This window comes from Enterococcus sp. AZ129 (assembly GCF_051714505.1).
Lineage (GTDB): Bacteria > Bacillota > Bacilli > Lactobacillales > Enterococcaceae > Enterococcus > Enterococcus faecalis.
Genome location: NZ_JBIORY010000001.1, coordinates 2,168,987 through 2,187,117, shown reverse-complemented (window position 1 = coordinate 2,187,117; position 18,131 = coordinate 2,168,987). Strand labels below are relative to the sequence as shown.

Genomic DNA, 18,131 nt, shown 5'->3' with positions numbered 1-18,131 from the left:
CTTTTGAGAATATGATAGAATGAAGCTGAGGTGAGCGAAGTGGCAAAAAAAATCAATTTACCGAAGCCGTTATTTTCAGAAAAAGGAAAACGGGCGGTCCTTTTATTACACGCTTATTCTGGCAGCAGTAATGATGTACGGATGTTAAGCAGACGTTTAGAAAAAGAAAATTATACTGTCTATTCGCCTAATTTTTCAGGACATGGCACGCTAGTTCCTGAAGATATTTTAGATCAAACAACGGAACAATGGTGGCAAGATACACAAGAAGCAGTCGCTTTTTTGAGAGAAAGAGGCTACCAAGAAATTGCCATTTTTGGTTTATCAATGGGCGGGATTTTCAGTATGCATGCATTAACGGAACAATTAACAGGATTAATTGGTGGTGGATTTTTCTGTTCACCGATCTACCCTGTCGAAAATAAAGTCCCAGAAAATTTTGTATTATACGCAGAAAATGTGATGAAAATCGCAGAAGTTCCTGCAGAGGAACAACAAAGCCGGTTGCAATCGATTGAGCAACGAGTCAAACAACAATTAGGAGCGATTGAAACGATTGCTAGTCAGACGGCTGACAAACTAAACAAAATCCACACCCCTCTTTTCTTAGCGCAAGCTGGCAAAGATGAAATGATTGAGCCAATGGGCGTCTATCAAACGGCCCAAGCGCTAACACAAGCACGTGTGACCTTACAATGGTACCCAAACAGCGGACATGTCATTACGGTGAGTGGAGAACACAAACAATTAGAGCAAGATGTGGTGCAATTTTTAGCAACACTACCTTGGAATGAGGAGAAATAATGACAAAACAAACAATTAAAGAGCAAATTTTACATTTCATGGAAAGCCAAAAAAAGAAAAGCTTTTCAATGGAAGAAATTGCACAAGGCTTGAATTTAGAAAAAAGTTCAGATTTTAAAATTTTAGTGCAAACCATTGCACAAATGGAACGAGAAAAGTCAGTTAGTTTCAACAAAAAAGGCAAAGTCCTGTTACCAATGAAAGACTTATTAATAGAAGGAACGTTTCGTGCAAATGAACGAGGCTTTGGTTTTGTAACCATCGATCCTGAAGAACCAGATGTTTACATTCCTAAAGAGGCAACGAACTTTGCAATGGATGGGGACACGGTTTTAATCGACGTGATCCAACATGCGGATCCTTTTTCAGATCGCGGCGCAGAAGGTAAAGTCAAAGAAATTAAAGAGCGAGCAGTGAGCCAAGTTGTCGGAGAATTTGTGGCATATAGTGAAGAAGAAATGGCAGAAATGGGACTGTATGGCTACATGATTCCCAAAGATAAGAAATTGAATCAGTATACTGTATCAATTGCACCTGAAGGGATTAAGCCAGTAGATGGCAGCATTGTCATTGCTGAAATTACCTATTATCCAGATCAAGAATATCCAACGAGTATGGAAGGACTAGTCAAACAAGTGATTGGTCATAAAAATGATCCAGGAATGGATATTTTATCAATCGTGGTGGCTCATGGAATTCCCACAGCATTTCCTGATGAAGTTTTAGCTGAAGCGGACCAAGTACCAGAAACTATTGCAGAAAGCGATTTAGTCGGTCGTCGGGATTTACGTGATCAGTTGATTGTGACGATTGATGGAGAAGATGCGAAAGATTTAGATGATGCGGTAACGGTACAAAAGTTAGCAAATGGCAATTTCTTTTTAGGGGTGCATATTGCAGATGTTTCTTATTATGTAACTGAAGGAAGCCAATTGGATATGGAAGCGTATGAACGCGGCACAAGTGTCTATTTGACAGATCGAGTTGTGCCAATGATTCCGCAGCGATTATCAAATGGGATTTGTTCGCTAAACCCACATGTTCCACGTTTAACCATGAGCTGTGAGATGGAAATTACACCAGAAGGAGAAGTTATTTCGCATGAAATTTTCCAAAGTGTGATCCAAACAACGGAGCGAATGACCTATACAGCAGTCAATGAAATTTTAGAAGAGCAAAAACCTGAAACGTTAGAACGCTACAAAGAGCTAGTTCCCATGTTTAAAGAGATGGGCGAGCTGCACCATATATTAGAAGAGATGCGTATGCGCCGTGGTGCGATTTCTTTTGAAGATCGTGAAGCCAAAGTCCTAGTTGATGAAAATGGTCATCCCCAAGATATTCTTTTACGCACGCGTGGCGTGGGTGAACGATTAATTGAATCCTTTATGTTGGCAGCGAATGAAACTGTGGCACGTCATTATCATGACTTAAAACTGCCATTTATTTATCGGATTCATGAACAACCAAAAGAAGAAAAAATGCAACGTTTCTTTGATTTTGCTGCAGTACTTGGCATTCTTGTTAAAGGAACAAAAGAAAACATTTCACCGAAAGATTTACAAAAAGTTTTAGAGCAAGTTGAAAATAAGCCGGAAGAAGTGGTTATCAATACGATGTTGCTAAGAAGTATGCAACAAGCGAAATACTCAGAAGACAACTACGGACACTATGGGTTGGCCGCTGAATATTATACGCATTTTACTTCACCAATACGTCGTTATCCAGATTTAATTGTGCATCGTTTGATTCGCAGCTATAGCCAAGATCAATCTGAAAAAAATCAAGAAAAATGGAACGAAGCATTACCAGAAATTGCCAATCATAGTTCAAGTATGGAACGTCGCGCAGTTGATGCAGAGCGTGAAGTGGACGCTATGAAGAAAGCCGAATTTATGGTAGATAAAGTGGGAGAAACGTATGACGGGATCATCAGCTCTGTCACAAAATTTGGTATCTTTGTGGAACTGCCTAATACAATAGAAGGCTTAATTCACGTGAACAACTTAAAACAAGATTATTTCCACTTTATTGAAAATCATATGGCGTTAGTTGGTGAACGGACGGGAATGACTTTGAAAATTGGTCAGAAAGTTCAAATCCGTGTTGAAAAAGCTGATCCAGAAACAAGAGAAGTTGATTTTGAATTGATTTCAGCTGAGGAAGTTGCGCCAGTCGAAGGACCAAAAGGACGTAAAAAAGGTAAAGCCAATTCTTCAACTCGTTCAAATAATCAACGAAGAAATAAAAAAGATGAATCATTTGATGGTAAGAAAAAGAAAAATAAGAAAAAAGGCAAAGGCAAAAAACAACCTTTTTATAAAGAAGCAATGAAACAAAAAAATAAAAAAGGGAAAAAGAAGAAGTAGAGGAGGTCGCTTATGCCAAAAGGGGAAGGAAAATTAATCGCACAAAACCGCAAAGCTAGACATGATTATTCAATTATCGATACGGTTGAGGCTGGGCTTGTTTTACAAGGAACAGAAATCAAATCTATTCGAAATGGTCGTATCAATTTAAAAGATGGTTTTGCACGAATTCGAAACGGGGAAGCCTTTTTGTATAATGTTCATATTAGTCCATATGAACAGGGCAATATTTTTAATCATGACCCATTACGTACCAGAAAATTATTATTACACAAAAAACAAATTAATAAGTTAATCGGCGAAACCAAAAATACAGGTATCACATTAGTACCTTTGAAGGTCTATATTAAAGACGGCTATGCCAAAGTTTTGATTGGTTTAGCTAAAGGGAAAAAGCAGTACGACAAGCGTGAAGACTTGAAACGTAAGGAAGTTGACCGACAAATCAGCCGAACATTAAAAAATAACCGACGTTAAAAATGTAAATTTATTCTTTTTCGCATATTTGCTTGCCTTTCTTCGGATTAGGTGTAAAATCTGGTAAGTGTTGAGTAAATGAATGTAAATGATTCATTTTTTAATCGCTTCGGAAAGCAGTACCACCCTGCATTAGATTGGTTTATGGAAAAGGTTTTCCAACCAATTTTCAACACATGAAATTTTAAAAGTAAACTATTTGTAAATTATCAACAAGTGGTGGTACGATAGCTTTGCCAGGGATTATCACTCAGGAGTAGGATGAAACTTCTGAAAGATTGTTGGAAAAGAGGTGAATTGATTTGGAAGAGAAGAAATTACTCTTCAATATCGGACCAATTTGGTTTGATGGAACCATTGTTTTGATGGTGCTGTTGACGTGTATCATTGTTTTCGCCTTTGTCTATGCTTGTACGAGAAATATGAAGCTACGACCTAAAGGCAAACAAACGGTCATCGAATGGTTAGTGGATTTTATTCGTGGAATCATTACAGACAATTTACCTCGTAAAGAAGTGAGCAATTTTCATTTAATGGCGTTTACCCTCTTCATGTTTGTACTTGTTTCAAACATCTTGGGTCTCGTTACAAAAATCGTTGTGGGCGACGATCTCAGCGTTTGGAAAAGTCCAACCGCCGATCCAATCGTAACCTTAACGTTAGCGATGATGATGATTGTCTTAACACACTTCTTTGGTATGAAACGCTTTGGTTTTAAAGGCTATCTAGTTAATAGTTATTTAAGACCCGTTGGTTTCTTACTACCGGTAAAATTAATGGAAGAATTCACGAATCTATTAACATTAGGCTTGCGTTTGTACGGAAACATTTTTGCCGGCGAAGTTCTATTGGGCTTGATTGCTGGAACCGTAGCAAGCGTTGGATTATGGGTTATCCCACTAGCAATTCCGCTAGAAATGATTTGGGTAGCATTCTCAATCTTTATTGGATGTATCCAAGCGTTTATCTTTGTGACACTTTCAATGGTTTATATGTCACACAAAATTGAAACAGAAGAATAATCAAGAAATACGAAGGACAAAAATTATCTTTTAGGAGGATTTTACACAATGGAAGGATTAAATTTTATCGCAGCAGCAATTGCAATTTTCGGTTCAGCTATCGGAGCCGCTATCGGTAACGGACAAGTTATTTCAAAAACAATCGAGTCAATGACTCGTCAACCAGAAATGTCTGGTCAATTAAGAACAACAATGTTTATCGGGGTCGCTTTAATCGAAGCTGTGCCAATTTTAGGTGTCGTTGTTTCTTTATTACTTTTATTCAGATAAGCAATAAAATGGAGGCAGGACGCTGATTATTATCGGGACCGTCACTGCTTTCTTCTATCTTTAGCCTTTTCAATAGCTGGTGATAAAGCAGTTGAAGAAGCTAAATCGATTTTTGCAGGAAAGGAAGTTGAGACTTCATGCTACTTACTACATTGGTAGTCGGTGAAACGGCTCCTAGTACCACACTAGGCACGATGATTGTTGTCAGTGGTGCATTTTTAATCTTGATGCTCTTATTAAAGAAATATGCATGGGGAGCAATCGTAGATATTTTGACACAACGTGAAGAAAAAATTGCCAACGATTTAGACTCTGCAGAACAATCTCGCGTAGCAGCAGCGAAAATGGAAAAAGAACGTCAACAACAATTACTTTCTTCCAGATCAGAAGCAGCTGAAATTATTAAAAACGCGAAAGAAAGTGGAGAACAGACTCGCCAAAAAACATTAAAAGAAACAACTGCGGAAGTTACTCGCTTACGCGAAAAAGCTCGGACAGATATTTCTCAAGAACGTGAAGAAGCATTGTCTTCAGTAAAAAATGAAGTGGCAGATCTTTCTCTTCAAATTGCAGCCAAAATTTTAAATAAAGAATTAACACCAGATGCACATGAAGCATTGATTGATTCTTATATTGAAAGTTTAGGTAAAGCAAATGAAACTAGATAAATATACAGTTGGTAAACGCTACGGCAAGGCTTTGTTTGAGTTGGCAGTTGAAAAGAACCAAGCTGAAGCAATTTATCAAGAATTATTGACGCTTCGCGAAGTCTATCACCAAGTACCTGGTATTGGCGATATTTTAAGTGATGATCGCTTAGAGCCTTATGAAAAAGACAGCATCATGGAAAAACTAGTAACAGGTTTTAGTGAAATGATGCAAAACTTTTTGCGAGTGGTTTACGAATATCGTCGCATGTATGATCTGCTCTTGATGATTGATGAATATGAACGACGTTATGATGAGCACCAAGGACTAATTTTGGGTTCAGTGACAACAGCCATTCCTTTATCAAAAGAACAACATCAAGCAATGGAAGAAAAAGCTGCCCAATTATTAGGGTATGAACAAGCGCATTTAGTCAATTTAATTGACCCGTCAATTGTCGGCGGAGTGGTTATTGAAGCAAACCATCAAGTAATCGATGGCAGCATCCGCAAACAATTAGAACATATGCAGCAGAAGTTATTAAAATAATCTTTAGGACTACAAAGAGGTGAATTGAATGGCTATCAAAGCAGAAGAAATCAGTGCCTTGATTAAAGAACAAATCGAAAACTATCAACAACAGCTTGCTGTTGAAGAAGTTGGAACAGTCACTTACGTCGGTGACGGAATTGCCCGCGCCCACGGTTTAGAAAATGCCATGAGTGGAGAACTTGTTGAGTTTTCAAACGGTTCATACGGAATGGCACAAAACTTAGAAACAAATGATGTAGGGATTATTATCCTTGGCGATTTTGAAACCATTCGTGAAGGAGATAAAGTACAACGCACAGGCAAAATCATGGAAGTACCCGTTGGGGAAGCTTTGATTGGCCGTGTCGTTAATCCATTAGGTCAACCATTAGATGGTTTAGGCGAAATTAAAACAGACAAAACACGTCCTGTGGAAGCAACAGCTCCCGGTGTTATGCAACGTCAATCTGTTGCTGAACCAATGCAAACTGGCTTAAAAGCCATTGATGCCCTAGTACCAATTGGTCGTGGACAACGGGAATTAGTTATTGGAGACCGTAAAACAGGGAAAACATCGATTGCAATTGATACAATTATTAACCAAAAAGGACAAGATGTAATTTGTATTTATGTAGCGATTGGTCAAAAAGAATCTACTGTTCGTAACCAAGTAGAAACACTTCGTAAATTTGGTGCCTTAGATTATACAATCGTTGTGACTGCAGGGGCTTCACAACCAGCACCATTACTTTACATTGCACCATATGCAGGAACTGCAATGGGTGAAGAATTCATGTATAACGGCAAACATGTCTTAATTATTTTTGATGACTTATCAAAACAAGCCGTGGCTTATCGTGAACTTTCTCTACTATTACGCCGTCCACCAGGTCGTGAAGCTTATCCAGGGGATGTCTTCTATTTACACTCACGTTTGTTAGAACGTGCAGCTAAATTAAGTGATGAATTAGGTGGCGGTTCAATGACAGCCTTACCATTCGTTGAAACACAAGCAGGCGATATTTCTGCTTATATTCCAACAAACGTTATTTCAATCACTGATGGACAAATTTTCTTAGAAAGCGACTTGTTCTATGCAGGCACTCGTCCAGCCGTTGATGCTGGGTTATCTGTTTCTCGGGTCGGAGGATCAGCGCAAATCAAAGCAATGAAAAAAGTTGCCGGAACGCTTCGTTTAGACTTAGCTAGTTACCGTGAGTTAGAAGCCTTTACACAATTTGGCTCTGATTTAGATGCGGCAACACAAGCTAAATTAAACCGTGGTCGTCGTACGGTAGAAATTTTAAAACAAAAACTACATGCGCCACTGCCTGTAGAAAAACAAGTCTTAATTTTATATGCGTTAACACACGGCTTTTTAGATAGCGTGAGCGTAGATAAAATTTTACACTTTGAACAAGATTTATTCGATTATTTTGATGGCAAACATGCAGACTTATTGGAAACCATTCGTACAACGAAAGACTTACCAGATACTGATGCATTAGATGCAGCGATTACAGAGTTTTCTGAAATGTTTGCAGCGGCAAACAACAGCGGAGATTCAGCCAAAGAAGCTTTAGAAAAAATCGATAACGCATAAGAGAGGTGAGCGACATTGGGTGCTTCATTAAACGAAATCAAACAACGCATTGCATCAACAAAAAAGACAAGCCAAATTACCAAAGCGATGCAAATGGTTTCTGCAGCCAAATTGACCAAGTCAGAAGGCGCCTCTAAAAGCTTTCAAGAATATTCTTCAAAAATTCGTAGCGTCGTTACGCATTTAGTAGCTGCTCAGTTAAGTGAATTACGTGAAACAGAACAATCTTCTCTTAGTGAAGGGAACTATCATGTGATGTTAGCACAACGACCTGTCAAAAAAACAGGCTATATCGTTATCACTTCTGACAAAGGGTTAGTTGGTGGCTACAATAGCTCAATCTTAAAACAAACCATGAGTATGATTCAAGAAGACCACGATTCTAATAAAGAATATGCCTTAATCGCCATTGGTGGTACAGGGGCGGATTTCTTTAAAGCACGCGGAATCGATGTTTCCTATGAGCTAAGAGGCTTAACGGATCAACCAACGTTTGAAGAAGTCCGTAAGATTGTGACAACGGCAACGACTATGTACCAAAACGAAGTGTTTGATGAATTGTATGTTTGTTATAATCACCACGTTAACTCACTAACGAGTCAGTTTCGTGTGGAAAAAATGTTGCCAATTACTGATTTAGATCCATCAGAGGCGACCTCTTACGAACAAGAATATCTTTTAGAGCCTTCACCTGAAGCAATCTTGGATCAATTATTACCACAATATGCAGAAAGCTTAATTTATGGGGCGATCATTGATGCGAAAACAGCAGAACATGCTGCTGGGATGACCGCCATGAAAACAGCCACTGACAATGCGCAAAATATTATTAGCGATTTAACAATTTCTTATAACCGTGCTCGTCAAGGGGCGATTACCCAAGAAATTACAGAAATTGTTGCTGGTGCAGCTGCACTAGAATAATCTAGTCTTACGTTTGAACGTTTGTAAAAAACGTTCAAAGCGTGTGACTTTATGAAGACTGGAGGAAAGAAATTATGAGTTCAGGAAAGATTGTTCAAGTAATCGGTCCCGTTGTTGACGTGGAATTTTCATTAGATCAATCCTTACCCGATATTAACAACGCTTTAGTCGTTTATAAAAATGGCGAAGCAAAACAAAAAGTAGTACTTGAAGTCGCTTTAGAACTAGGTGATGGAGTGATTCGTTCTATCGCCATGGAATCGACAGATGGTTTACAACGTGGAATGGAAGTTATCGATACAGGAAAATCAATTTCAGTTCCTGTTGGTAAAGATACATTGGGTCGTGTGTTTAACGTTTTAGGAGACACAATTGACTTAGAAGCGCCATTCCCTGCAGATGCTGAACGTAGTGGGATTCATAAAAAAGCGCCAGCATTTGATGAATTAAGTACCAGTAATGAAATTTTAGAAACAGGGATTAAAGTTATTGACTTATTAGCGCCTTATCTAAAAGGTGGTAAAGTCGGACTTTTCGGTGGTGCCGGTGTTGGTAAAACCGTCTTAATTCAAGAATTAATTCATAATATTGCCCAAGAACATGGAGGGATTTCCGTCTTTACTGGTGTTGGTGAACGGACACGTGAAGGGAACGACCTGTACTATGAAATGAAAGATTCAGGCGTTATTGAAAAAACAGCCATGGTTTTTGGTCAAATGAACGAACCACCAGGTGCACGGATGCGTGTGGCCTTAACTGGGTTAACGATTGCTGAATATTTCCGTGATGTGGAAGGACAAGACGTGCTATTATTTATTGATAACATTTTCCGTTTCACCCAAGCCGGTTCAGAAGTTTCTGCCCTTTTAGGTCGGATGCCGTCAGCCGTAGGTTACCAACCAACCTTAGCGACTGAAATGGGACAATTACAAGAACGGATTACTTCAACGAAAAAAGGATCAATTACCTCTATTCAAGCAATCTATGTTCCAGCCGATGACTATACCGATCCAGCGCCAGCAACAGCGTTTGCCCATTTGGATGCAACAACTAACTTGGAACGTAAATTAACCGAACAAGGGATTTATCCAGCGGTAGATCCGTTAGCTTCATCTTCTAGTGCCTTGGCTCCTGAAATTGTTGGAGAAGAACACTACGAAGTGGCTACCGAAGTGCAACATATTTTACAACGTTACCGTGAATTACAAGATATCATCGCTATTTTAGGGATGGACGAATTATCAGATGATGAAAAAGTACTTGTTGGTCGCGCACGCCGTGTTCAATTCTTCTTATCTCAAAACTTTAACGTTGCTGAACAATTTACAGGTCAACCTGGTTCTTATGTACCAGTTGCGGAAACAGTTCGTGGCTTTAAAGAAATTCTTGAAGGTAAACATGATAATCTGCCAGAAGAAGCCTTCCGTAGTGTCGGTAAAATTGAAGATGCCATCGAAAAAGCGAAACAATTAAACTACTAGAAAGGCGGCAAACACAATGGATAGTCTTACTGTGAATGTAGTAACGCCGAATGGTCTAGTTTATGACCACCATGCAAAAATCGTTGTGGCGAAAACAACAGATGGTGAGATTGGTATTTTACCAAAACATGCGCCAATCATCGTTCCGCTAGCGATTGATGAAGTCCGCATCAAACGGACCGATTCAGATACACATGTTGACTGGGTAGCTGTAAATGGTGGTATCATGGAAGTCCGTGATAATGTCGTTTCTATTATTGCCGATAGTGCTGAACGTGAACGAGATATCGATGTACCTCGTGCTGAACGAGCAAAACAACGAGCAGAACGTTTAATTGAAGAAGCCAAAGCAAAAGATGACCGCGATCAACTACGTCGTGCGACTGTTGCTTTGCATCGTGCAATCAACCGGATCAACGTATCGAAACATGGGTAAAAAAAGGCTGAAGGATTCAGTCACTTTTGTAGAGTTTAAGGCGCTTGCTATTGAGTCAGGTGCCTTAAACTCTATTTCTTCGTATTTTTTAATAAATAGTGTCAAATTTTGGCATTTCAAGTGGATTAATTATCGGTTTTTATTATTTTGTGATAAAATGTTCCTACGTTAGAAAAAAGGAGGCTCCTTATGCAATACTATGGAGTAGATGCTATTGTTCGAATCGTTAGTCATCTTATGTTCATTTACATAAGTTTTTGGGCGTTGCAATCATTGCGTATTGAGCAATTTTTCAAAACCCAATTTACACCGCAAATTAGAATGCTGATGGTATTTTTAGCCATCGCTATCGGATACACAGTTAGCTCTTTTGCTTTAGAATTGATTGCGCTTTGTCGAAATCTTTTCATTGTGTATTTTCCTTAAAAATTGAAAAATAAAAAAAGGTACAATTTTTAGTTGAATAATGGTATAATAGTAAAGATTTTGAATAGGAATACCTATTCTCATTTTTTTGGGGGGAACAAAATGGAACAAATTATTGTTCATGGTGGTAATACAAAATTAGAAGGAACTGTAAAAATTGAAGGCGCCAAAAACGCTGTTTTACCAATTTTAGCAGCTACTCTTTTAGCTGAAGAAGGCGTTACTACTTTAAAAAATGTACCAATTTTATCTGATGTATTTACAATGAATCAAGTAATTAAGCATTTGAATGTAGCCATTGATTTTGATGAAGACGCGAATGAAGTAACAATAGACGCAACACAACCTTTAGGGATCGAAGCAAACTATGAGTACGTTAGTAAAATGCGTGCTTCTATCGTTGTAATGGGACCTTTATTGGCTCGTAATGGCCATGCCAAAGTGGCAATGCCAGGTGGCTGTGCCATTGGGAAACGACCAATTGATTTACACTTAAAAGGCTTCCAAGCATTAGGTGCAAAAATCATCCAAAAAAATGGTTATATTGAAGCAATTGCGGATGAACTAATCGGTAACACTATTTACTTAGACTTCCCAAGTGTCGGCGCTACGCAAAACATTATGATGGCTGCTGTTCGTGCGAAAGGAACAACCATCATTGAAAACGTCGCTCGTGAACCTGAAATCGTTGACTTAGCAAACATTTTAAACAAAATGGGTGCCAATGTTATCGGTGCTGGGACAGAAACGATGCGTATCGAAGGCGTCGATAAATTACATGCCGTAGAGCATTCAATCGTTCAAGATCGAATTGAAGCAGGTACGTTCATGGTAGCTGCAGCAATGACTGAGGGCAATGTTTTAATTGAAGAAGCAATTTCTGAACATAATCGTCCGCTAATTTCTAAATTAACTGAAATGGGTGCAATCATTGAAGAAGAAGAAAACGGCATCCGTGTAATTGGACCAAAACATCTAAAACCAACAGATGTTAAGACAATGCCGCATCCTGGTTTCCCAACAGACATGCAAGCGCAAATGACAGCGATCCAAATGTTTGCTGAAGGAACAAGCATCGTGACAGAAACAGTCTTTGAAAATCGTTACCAACACTTAGAGGAAATGCGTCGAATGAACGCTGACTTAAAAATTGACGGCAACATTGCCGTTATTAATGGTGGCAACCAGTTACAAGGAGCAGCAGTTGAAGCCACTGATTTACGGGCAGCTGCCGCATTGATTTTAGTAGGGTTACGTGCAAATGGCATTACACGTGTCTCTAATTTGAAATATTTAGATCGTGGCTATTATGAGTTCCATAAAAAACTTCAAAAATTAGGCGCGAACGTTGAACGTGTCAATGATGAAAAAATTGAAGAAAAACAAGCAACGACAGTAATCTAAAGGAGTCAAACGTATGAGTTCATTTCGTTATATTTTAGTAACATTATTGAAAATTCTAGTGGTCATTTCGTTAGTCATTATCTTATTTGTTGTGGGAACAATGATTGGTTATGGTTTGATTGGAAATGGGAATCCAATGGATGTCTTTGATGAAAAAATTTGGACTCATATTATGAACTTCTTTAAATAAAAACTTATTTTAAGGCGGTGAACAAAAGTCAATTGACAATTGTTCATCGCCTTTTCTTTTTCCTGAATATCTATTTTATTCTATGCTATAATAATAGAAGTAAGATAATGAAGGAGTGGGATGGAAGATGCAAGCAACCGTAACAGAAATAGGCGAACATGCAATCGATGATTCAGAAAAAATGATTATTCTTTTTGGAGAAACTGCGACCGATACCTTGAAGCAACATGCAGTTATTCAATCATTCCCAGAAAAAGACCAAGTTACCTTGGCAGAAGGAGATCATCTGAAAATTGGCGATACAAATTATACAATCACAAAAGTGGGTTCTTTTGCCAATAGTAACTTGCAAAGTATCGCTCACAGCACTTTAATCTTTGCTGATGCACCAACCGATGAGGATGATGTTATCCGAAATGGTGTTTATTTAACGCCCCATCAGTTACCAAAGATAACGATTGGAACAACAATTGATTACTTAGTAAATGGAGCGTGAATCAATGGATAAAAAACAAACGACTGATAAACGCCTGTCTTGGTTTTGGCGTTGGTTTTTAAATAATCAAGTAGTAACAGCCTTACTGATTGTCTTATTGGTGCTGTTAATTATTCTAACTTTTACGAAAGTTTCTTATTTATTTAAGCCCGTCTGGCAGTTTTTTGGCGTTGTCGGCTTACCAGTAATTATGGCGGGGATTTTATATTATTTATTAAATCCGATTGTCGATTATTTAGAGAAAAAACAAATCTCACGTGTATGGAGTATTATTGGCCTATTTATTTTAATTGTGGCACTACTCATTTGGGGTGGTATTGTAATCGTTCCTAAAATTCGTGAGCAATCTGTCAGCTTTGTAAATCATTTTCCTCAATATATTGATACAATTGATCAAAAATCGCAGGAAATATTAAGTGATCCACTTTTCGCGCAATTTAGAGAACAACTTGAAGCGGCAGGCGATAAAGTTGTCAGTTCGTTAGGTACCATCATTAAAAACGTCTCAACGTTCACAGTACAAGGAATTGGTAATTTCTTTGGGGCGGTGGCTACGATCTTTGTCGCCATCATTACGATGCCGTTTATTCTATTTTATTTACTGAAAGATGGCAAAAACTTAGCGCCATATTTAATGAAATTTTTACCAGTGAAGATGCGGAAACCAACCTTAAAAGTTCTTGCAGAAGTCAATGATCAAGTCTCTTCTTATATTAGAGGACAGTTAACTGTCGCTTTCGCAGTGGCAATTATGTTTATGATTGGTTTTTCTGTCATTGGCTTAGATTATGCAGTCACTTTAGGTATTGCAGCAGGCTTTTTAAATTTAATCCCTTATTTAGGGTCATTTTTAGCCATGATTCCAGCAGTCTTTTTAGGAATTGTCAGCGGGCCAGCTTTGTTAATTAAAGTCTTGATTGTTTTTGCCATTGAGCAAACGGTCGAAGGTCGGTTTATTTCACCACTTGTCCTAGGCAGTCAGTTATCCATTCATCCAGTCACCATTTTGGTTGTTTTATTAACGTCTGGTAAACTATTTGGGATTGTCGGGGTAATTTTAGGAATTCCTGTTTATGCCGCAGCTAAGGTGATAATTACACACATTTTTGAGTGGTACCAAATTGTTTCTGGTTTGTATGATGAAGATAAGCCAGATCAACAAGAATCTACGTAACAAAAGAGACAAGCAGTGAACGAACTGCTTGTCTCTTTTTGCTGTAAATCACTCGGAAAATTTAGAATGTTTTACCGTATTCAGTTGCTTTGGTCATAGCAGTATTTAAAAGTTCTTCCGCACGATCAGGGAAATGATCGATTCCTTCGATGAATAATCCGTCGACTTGATCAACACCAATAAAGTTTAGAATCGCTTTAATGTATTGAGAAGCAAAATCTTTTCCTTCGTAGAAGCCGCCATTTGATTGGATGTGTAAGGCTTTTTTACCACTTGTTAGAGGTTTTGGTCCTTCTGCAGTATATTGGAATGTTTTTCCAGCAACGTTGATTGTATCTACCCAAGCTTTTAAGCGTGTCGGTACGTTTAAGTTCCACATTGGATTAGCAATTACTACTTTGTCTGCAGATAAAAATTGATCAGTTAATTCATTAAAACGAGCCACTTTTTGTTGTTGGTTTTCGCTTAATGTTTCAAATGCTGCACCAGCGCGAAGTGCACCCCAAGCAGATAATAATTCTTCATCGATTTCCGGCATGTTTGTTTCTGGTGCATAAACATCTAAAATTTCGATTTCGTCTGATGGATTTGTTTCACGGTATGAAGCTAAAAATGTTTCTAACGCACGAACTGAGCGTGATTCTTCTTTTGTTAATGGATGTGCTTTAACAACTAATAATTTTGACATTGTGTAATCTCCTTAAAATAAATAGTTTAAAAATTCAACATCTCTATTTTACTAATAAAAAGTAAGAGAAAGCAAGTCTTTTTTTTACTTTTAGTAAACTTTTTTTTAAAATGGATCAAAAGAGTAAAAAATAAATAAAAATATTTTTTGGAAAGGCTTGCATATTAAAAAAAAGCGTGCTATTATTACTTTGTAAATAAGGATTGTTACTGCTTTGCAGGCAAAACCAGAGTCTTCCATTAACACAATCAGTGGAGGGATTCTGGGCTTTTTTTATAAAAAAGTGAGGTTGCATTCATCATGAGGATTGAAAAAGTTTTAAATAATAATGTCGTGCTTTCAAGAAATGAGCAAGGCGAAGAAATTGTTTATATGGGACGCGGCTTAGCCTTTCAAAAGAAGATTGGAGACACGATCAATCCAGATTATGTTGAAAAGGAATTCGTGTTAAAGGACTCCGCTATGGCAGGGCAATTCCAGCAGCTGTTTGAAGACGTCCCCACCAAAGAAGTAGAAGTCGTCAAACAAATCGTTGATTTAGCAGAAACAACGCTAGCGATTGAGCTTTCATCAAATATTTATTTAACTTTAACGGATCATATTCACTATGCGTTACTTCGAGCCAAAGAAGGAATTGATATTCCGAATCCTCTTGTATTCGAAACACGCAAATTTTATCCTAAAGAATTTGAAATCGCAAAGCAAGCATTAGCAATTATTGCTGAAAAGCTAGGGGTTCAATTTTCAGAAAATGAAGCGGGCTTCATTGCTTTTCATATTGTGAATGCTGAACAAGGAAATGGCAATATGGAAGTTACCATGGAAGCAACCAAGATGGTTCGTGATATTTTAACGATTATTAGTCGCTACTTTGGACAGGTGTTTGATGAAGATTCATTGAACTATCAACGAATTGTTACACATCTTCAATATTTTGCGCAACGTTATTTAAAACAAGAAGCGCATGATGAGGAGGACGAATTTCTTTTTGCATTGGTCCAAGGAAAGTATCCTAAGGCGTTTCAAGCGGTCCAACGTATTAATGAGTATTTATTAAAAAGCTATGATCGACCAATTGATCAAGCGGAAATGATTTATTTAACCATTCATATCCAAAGAGTGGTCAATGATAAAAAAGCATAACAACCAATAATCGCGGATTGTTACTGATAATGCAGGCAAAACCTAGATTGAAAAAACCGATAACGATTTTCGCAGACTGCGCAGCTGTGAAGAGAAGGATCTGGCTCTTTTTCAATGTAGGTTTTTTTGATATTAAAAATTAATGGAAATGAGGATCTAGAGATGAGTAAAAATCAAGAAATTGCAGCACGTGTGTTAAAAGCTGTTGGGGGCGAAGGCAACGTTAATAGTGTTGTTCACTGTGCTACGCGCTTACGTTTTAAATTAAAAGATGAGAATAAAGCAGATACAGCTGCATTGAATGCTGACCCAGATGTTATTCAGGTAGTTCAAAGTGCAGGACAATATCAAGTGGTTATTGGCAGTCACGTTAGTGATGTCTATAAGGATTTGATGGCCAACAGTGGACTAGGTAATGATTCTGATAATAGAGAAAAAGAAAGTGGCGGAAATATTTTTAACCGTTTAATTGATATTATTTCTTCTATTTTTACACCGTTTTTAGGTGCAATGGCCGGCGCTGGGGTTCTAAAAGGCTTCTTAACATTAGCTGTAACTATGGGCTGGTTAGCTGACACTTCAGGCGTATATCTTGTTCTCTTTTCGATTGCAGATGGCTTATTTACTTTCTTACCAATTATGTTAGCGTTTACGGCTGCTAAAAAATTCAATACTAATCCCTTTTTAGCGGTTGCTTTGGCGATGGCCTTGGTTCATCCCAGCATTACTGCTTTAGCAGGCAAAACAATTAGCTTTGCTGGTCTTCCAGTGATTATTGGGCCAAGTGGCTATACTTCTTCGGTTTTACCAATTATTTTGGCTGTTTTTGCACAAAGTTATGTAGAACGTTTCTTCAAAAAAGTAATTCCGAGTTTTCTACAAATTATCTGCGTTCCGTTAGCTGTTTTCCTTATTATGGCACCTGTTACCTTCTTAGCTATTGGTCCTATCGGGACGGTCATTGGCGATTGGTTGGGACAAGGATACAACGCAATTTACGCTTTTAGTCCAATTATCGCAGGGTTATTAATGGGTTCGTTGTGGCAAGTCTTGGTAATGTTTGGTATGCATTGGGGCTTTGTACCAATTATGATGTTAAACTTAACACAAGGTGGCGATACGATGGTACCAATGTTATTACCAGCCGTTATTGCACAAGGCGGGGCTGCTTTAGCTGTCTTTTTCCTAACAAAAAATGTGAAACTAAAAGGTTTGGCTTTGTCTTCAAGTATTACGACTATTTTTGGAATTACTGAACCAACTGTATATGGCGTGACTTTACCATTGAAAAAACCATTTATTGCAGCTTGTATTGGTGGCGGTATCGGTGGAGCATTTGTGGCTATGAATCACGTGAAAAACTTTACGTTTGGCTTGGTTAGTATGTTGAGCTTGCCTGGCTTTATTCCTGCAGAGACAAAAGATACTGCACCGATGATTACTGGTGCAATTGGTGCCGGAATTGCCTTTATCATTGCGTTTGTCTTAACGTTTGTCTTACGTTTTGAAGATCAACCTAATCCAGAAACAGCAACTGAAAAAACAGCAACTGATAAGATGGTGGCACCTGTAAAAACGAATCAAGAAGACAAAATTATTTTAGTAAGTCCACTTCAAGGTGAAATTTTACCGCTAGAAAAAGTACAAGACCCTGTTTTTGCGTCAGGTGCTTTAGGAAAAGGTGTTGCAATTGAGCCGACTGAAGGCAAACTATATGCACCCGCAGATGGTGAAATCACCACATTATTTCCGACAGGACATGCTGTTGGCTTGACGACAACAGAGGGCGTTGAATTATTAATGCATATTGGCATGGATACAGTCGAATTAGATGGTAAAGGCTTTGAATTATCAGTGAAACAAGGTGATTCTGTTAAAAAAGGAGATTTGCTGGTTACTTTTGATATTGCTGCCATTAAAGAAGCTGGTTATCCAGTAGTTACACCGATTGTGGTAACGAATACGAATGATTATTTAGATGTTTTGGATATGAACCAAACAGACGTGTTACATGGTGAAGACTTTTTAGCCATTATTAAATAAAA

At 38.1% G+C, this 18,131-nt stretch carries 19 protein-coding genes; 18 read left to right on the top strand and 1 reads right to left on the bottom strand.

Annotated features, from left to right (window positions below; all coding sequences use genetic code 11):
* Positions 1–30 precede the first annotated feature (30 nt).
* From IGJ90_RS10645 to IGJ90_RS10570, 16 genes are all read left to right on the top strand, one after another.
* Positions 31–804: an alpha/beta hydrolase gene (locus IGJ90_RS10645; protein WP_025186670.1), complete on the top strand. Its 774-nt coding sequence runs from the start codon at positions 31–33 to the stop codon at positions 802–804.
* Positions 804–3,173: a ribonuclease R gene (gene rnr / locus IGJ90_RS10640; RefSeq protein WP_002356549.1), complete on the top strand. Its 2,370-nt coding sequence runs from the start codon at positions 804–806 to the stop codon at positions 3,171–3,173. Before IGJ90_RS10645 ends, rnr begins: the two co-directional genes overlap by 1 nt.
* Before the next feature lie 12 nt (positions 3,174–3,185).
* Positions 3,186–3,650 (top strand): SsrA-binding protein SmpB, encoded by a 465-nt coding sequence (gene smpB / locus IGJ90_RS10635; RefSeq protein WP_002356550.1) that lies wholly within the window; start codon positions 3,186–3,188, stop codon positions 3,648–3,650.
* A gap of 302 nt (positions 3,651–3,952) precedes the next feature.
* Positions 3,953–4,672: a F0F1 ATP synthase subunit A gene (gene atpB / locus IGJ90_RS10630; RefSeq protein ID WP_002356551.1), complete on the top strand. Its 720-nt coding sequence runs from the start codon at positions 3,953–3,955 to the stop codon at positions 4,670–4,672.
* 48 nt (positions 4,673–4,720) lie between these two features.
* The gene (gene atpE / locus IGJ90_RS10625; RefSeq protein ID WP_002356552.1) at positions 4,721–4,942 is read left to right on the top strand and encodes an ATP synthase F0 subunit C; all 222 of its coding nucleotides are present in this window, start codon (positions 4,721–4,723) and stop codon (positions 4,940–4,942) included.
* A 137-nt stretch (positions 4,943–5,079) separates the two neighbouring features.
* Positions 5,080–5,610, top strand: a complete 531-nt coding sequence (gene atpF, locus IGJ90_RS10620; RefSeq protein ID WP_002365031.1) for a F0F1 ATP synthase subunit B — start codon at positions 5,080–5,082, stop codon at positions 5,608–5,610.
* The gene (atpH, locus tag IGJ90_RS10615) at positions 5,597–6,139 is read left to right on the top strand and encodes an ATP synthase F1 subunit delta (RefSeq protein WP_002356554.1); all 543 of its coding nucleotides are present in this window, start codon (positions 5,597–5,599) and stop codon (positions 6,137–6,139) included. The genes atpF and atpH overlap by 14 nt, the downstream gene beginning before the upstream one ends.
* A gap of 28 nt (positions 6,140–6,167) precedes the next feature.
* Positions 6,168–7,724, top strand: a complete 1,557-nt coding sequence (gene atpA, locus IGJ90_RS10610; protein WP_002356555.1) for a F0F1 ATP synthase subunit alpha — start codon at positions 6,168–6,170, stop codon at positions 7,722–7,724.
* 15 nt (positions 7,725–7,739) lie between these two features.
* Entirely contained in the window at positions 7,740–8,648 is a 909-nt protein-coding gene (locus tag IGJ90_RS10605) for a F0F1 ATP synthase subunit gamma (RefSeq protein WP_002359606.1), read from the top strand.
* Between the two features lie 74 nt (positions 8,649–8,722).
* Complete coding sequence (gene atpD / locus IGJ90_RS10600; RefSeq protein WP_002356558.1) at positions 8,723–10,129, top strand: F0F1 ATP synthase subunit beta; 1,407 nt, start codon at positions 8,723–8,725, stop codon at positions 10,127–10,129.
* Positions 10,130–10,145: 16 nt separating this feature from the next.
* On the top strand, positions 10,146–10,565 hold the full coding sequence (locus IGJ90_RS10595) for a F0F1 ATP synthase subunit epsilon (RefSeq protein WP_002356559.1): 420 nt from the start codon (positions 10,146–10,148) through the stop codon (positions 10,563–10,565).
* Positions 10,566–10,754: 189 nt separating this feature from the next.
* On the top strand, positions 10,755–10,991 hold the full coding sequence (locus IGJ90_RS10590; protein WP_002367155.1) for a DUF1146 family protein: 237 nt from the start codon (positions 10,755–10,757) through the stop codon (positions 10,989–10,991).
* A 102-nt stretch (positions 10,992–11,093) separates the two neighbouring features.
* Complete coding sequence (gene murA / locus IGJ90_RS10585; RefSeq protein ID WP_002367154.1) at positions 11,094–12,395, top strand: UDP-N-acetylglucosamine 1-carboxyvinyltransferase; 1,302 nt, start codon at positions 11,094–11,096, stop codon at positions 12,393–12,395.
* 13 nt (positions 12,396–12,408) lie between these two features.
* Positions 12,409–12,585, top strand: a complete 177-nt coding sequence (locus IGJ90_RS10580) for a DNA-directed RNA polymerase subunit beta (protein WP_002356564.1) — start codon at positions 12,409–12,411, stop codon at positions 12,583–12,585.
* A 127-nt stretch (positions 12,586–12,712) separates the two neighbouring features.
* Positions 12,713–13,081, top strand: a complete 369-nt coding sequence (locus IGJ90_RS10575; protein ID WP_002367153.1) for a PTS glucitol/sorbitol transporter subunit IIA — start codon at positions 12,713–12,715, stop codon at positions 13,079–13,081.
* A 4-nt stretch (positions 13,082–13,085) separates the two neighbouring features.
* Entirely contained in the window at positions 13,086–14,255 is a 1,170-nt protein-coding gene (locus IGJ90_RS10570; protein ID WP_002381494.1) for an AI-2E family transporter, read from the top strand.
* Positions 14,256–14,316: 61 nt separating this feature from the next.
* Here IGJ90_RS10570 and IGJ90_RS10565 read toward each other — a convergent pair whose 3' ends face one another.
* Positions 14,317–14,943 carry an FMN-dependent NADH-azoreductase gene (locus IGJ90_RS10565; RefSeq protein WP_002367152.1) on the bottom strand — a complete coding sequence of 209 codons (627 nt, stop codon included), beginning with the start codon at positions 14,941–14,943 and terminating at the stop codon, positions 14,317–14,319.
* Positions 14,944–15,243: 300 nt separating this feature from the next.
* Between IGJ90_RS10565 and licT the strand changes: the two genes are divergently transcribed.
* The gene (gene licT / locus IGJ90_RS10560; protein WP_002359608.1) at positions 15,244–16,086 is read left to right on the top strand and encodes a BglG family transcription antiterminator LicT; all 843 of its coding nucleotides are present in this window, start codon (positions 15,244–15,246) and stop codon (positions 16,084–16,086) included.
* Positions 16,087–16,248: 162 nt separating this feature from the next.
* Positions 16,249–18,129: a beta-glucoside-specific PTS transporter subunit IIABC gene (locus IGJ90_RS10555; protein WP_002367151.1), complete on the top strand. Its 1,881-nt coding sequence runs from the start codon at positions 16,249–16,251 to the stop codon at positions 18,127–18,129.
* Positions 18,130–18,131: the final 2 nt, after the last annotated feature.

Coding starts and splice junctions, on each gene's coding strand:
- atpH (WP_002356554.1), top strand. CDS start 5,597: ATGAAACTAGATAAATATACAGTTGGTAAACGCTACGGCAAGGCTTTG.
- murA (WP_002367154.1), top strand. CDS start 11,094: ATGGAACAAATTATTGTTCATGGTGGTAATACAAAATTAGAAGGAACT.
- IGJ90_RS10580 (WP_002356564.1), top strand. CDS start 12,409: ATGAGTTCATTTCGTTATATTTTAGTAACATTATTGAAAATTCTAGTG.
- smpB (WP_002356550.1), top strand. CDS start 3,186: ATGCCAAAAGGGGAAGGAAAATTAATCGCACAAAACCGCAAAGCTAGA.
- licT (WP_002359608.1), top strand. CDS start 15,244: ATGAGGATTGAAAAAGTTTTAAATAATAATGTCGTGCTTTCAAGAAAT.
- IGJ90_RS10565 (WP_002367152.1), bottom strand. CDS start 14,943: ATGTCAAAATTATTAGTTGTTAAAGCACATCCATTAACAAAAGAAGAA.
- atpA (WP_002356555.1), top strand. CDS start 6,168: ATGGCTATCAAAGCAGAAGAAATCAGTGCCTTGATTAAAGAACAAATC.
- atpE (WP_002356552.1), top strand. CDS start 4,721: ATGGAAGGATTAAATTTTATCGCAGCAGCAATTGCAATTTTCGGTTCA.
- atpF (WP_002365031.1), top strand. CDS start 5,080: ATGCTACTTACTACATTGGTAGTCGGTGAAACGGCTCCTAGTACCACA.
- IGJ90_RS10595 (WP_002356559.1), top strand. CDS start 10,146: ATGGATAGTCTTACTGTGAATGTAGTAACGCCGAATGGTCTAGTTTAT.
- rnr (WP_002356549.1), top strand. CDS start 804: ATGACAAAACAAACAATTAAAGAGCAAATTTTACATTTCATGGAAAGC.
- atpD (WP_002356558.1), top strand. CDS start 8,723: ATGAGTTCAGGAAAGATTGTTCAAGTAATCGGTCCCGTTGTTGACGTG.
- IGJ90_RS10575 (WP_002367153.1), top strand. CDS start 12,713: ATGCAAGCAACCGTAACAGAAATAGGCGAACATGCAATCGATGATTCA.
- IGJ90_RS10570 (WP_002381494.1), top strand. CDS start 13,086: ATGGATAAAAAACAAACGACTGATAAACGCCTGTCTTGGTTTTGGCGT.
- IGJ90_RS10590 (WP_002367155.1), top strand. CDS start 10,755: ATGCAATACTATGGAGTAGATGCTATTGTTCGAATCGTTAGTCATCTT.
- IGJ90_RS10555 (WP_002367151.1), top strand. CDS start 16,249: ATGAGTAAAAATCAAGAAATTGCAGCACGTGTGTTAAAAGCTGTTGGG.